Here is a 1706-nt window from a genome sequence, read left to right as displayed (position 1 = left end):
CCATGCAATGTGGAAAACTTCCTCAAACAGGGCGCGTAACCGGACACGATCAGCCACGCCCGCCGAGCGGTAGCCCCGGAGGCAGGACCCCCTCATGCACCACCGCGCCATGCTCGGCCTGCTGGTCGGCCTCGTGATGACGACCGCTCCGGCCGGCGCCGTCGTCCCGCCGCACGCGGCCGGGCCCGACCCGGCTCCGATCGCGCCCGCCCGAGGCTCGCAGTGGTACCACGCTGTCCTGGGACTCGCCCAGGCACACCGGATCAGCCAGGGCGCGGGCACGGTGGTGGCCGTCATCGACGGCGGGGTCGACGCCAGCCAGCCCAAGTTGTGGGGTCAGCTGCTTCCCGGTACCGGTATCGGTCCCGGGGCGGCGCGGGACGGTTGGCGCGACAATGATCCGAACGGGCACGGCACCGCCATGGCGGGCATCATCGCCGGTCGCAACGACAACGGCCGGCCCGAGGTCCGCGGCATCGCCCCGGCCGCCAAGATCCTGCCCGTCTCGACCGGCGCCGAGACGAACTCGGAGAAGGTCGCGATCGGCATCCGCCGGGCGGTCGACCTGGGCGCCGACGTCATCAACCTTTCCCTGGGCTCGACGGGGGCGGCGACCCCGGACGAGGAGAAGGCGGTCGGCTACGCCCTCGCGCACGACGTGGTGGTGGTCGCCTCGGCGGGGAACGTCGAGTCCGGCGACACCGCGATCAACTCCCCCGCCAGCATCCCGGGAGTGGTCGCGGTGACCGGATCGACGGCCGCTGATGGTTTCTGGCGGGAATCGGCCCGCGGGCCGCGGGCCGTCATCGCCGCGCCGGCCCCCGGTATCCGGGCCCCCGTCCCGACCAGGGTCTCCCCGGACGGCCTGGACACCGGGGGCGGTACCTCGAACTCCGCGGCGATCGTCGCGGGCGTTGTCGCCCTCATCCGGGCCGCCCAGCCGGACCTGGACGCACCCAACGTCATCGAGCGGCTCGTCTACACCGCGCGGGATGCGGGCCCTCCTGGCCGCGACGATGAGTTCGGCTTCGGCATCGTCGACCCCGTCGCGGCGCTGACCCGGGCCGTACCGGTGGTCAGGACCAATCCGCTGCTGTCGGAACCGACGCGCTGGGGGGTGGGCGGGCCCGCGCCGGCCGCCGGCCGCATCATGCCCGGCGGGCAGGCCCGGGGATCCGCCGACGACGCGACGACCCACGGGGACGACGCCACGCTCACGAGCACCGGTCCGACGAGCACCGGTCAGATCGGCGCAGCCGGCCCGGGCTCGTCGGAACTCTCGCCACTGGCCTGGGCCGCCGGGCTCGGCATCGCGGCCTCGCTGGGCGTCCTGCTCGGGATCGTGACACATCTGCTGTACGCCTGGCAGCGCGCGGCGCGGGCGGGGCCCGGCCGCACGGGCAGCCGCGTCCGCCCGCACTCCCCTACCGGGTGATCTCGCCGTGACACGGTGGACCGGCGCGCCACTTTTACCATGGGCCCATGACACACGCGCTCCTGGACGAGCTGTCCTGGCGTGGACTCCTCCACGACAGCACCGATCCCGCCGAACTGCGGGAGCACCTCGACAGCGGACGGCGGCGCTGCTACATCGGCTTCGACCCGACGGCCCCCTCGCTGACGATCGGCAACCTGCTGCCGATGACCCTGCTGATCCGGGCCGCACGGGCGGGGATCGGCGCGGTCACCCTGTTCGGCGGTGGCAC

The 1706-nt window shown here is 73.7% G+C and carries 1 protein-coding gene and 1 pseudogene; both read left to right on the top strand.

Annotation, left to right across the window (positions count from 1 at the left end; genetic code table 11):
- The first annotated feature begins 94 nt into the window (after positions 1-94).
- Positions 95-1435, top strand: coding sequence for a S8 family serine peptidase (locus ACY45C_RS04535; protein ID WP_462186383.1), 1341 nt, complete (start codon positions 95-97; stop codon positions 1433-1435).
- A gap of 47 nt (positions 1436-1482) precedes the next feature.
- Positions 1483-1706: pseudogene (locus ACY45C_RS04530) on the top strand (tyrosine--tRNA ligase); the annotation flags it as partial.

Source organism: Frankia sp. CcWB2, assembly GCF_977927585.1.
This window is presented reverse-complemented; position numbering and strand designations above follow the sequence as displayed.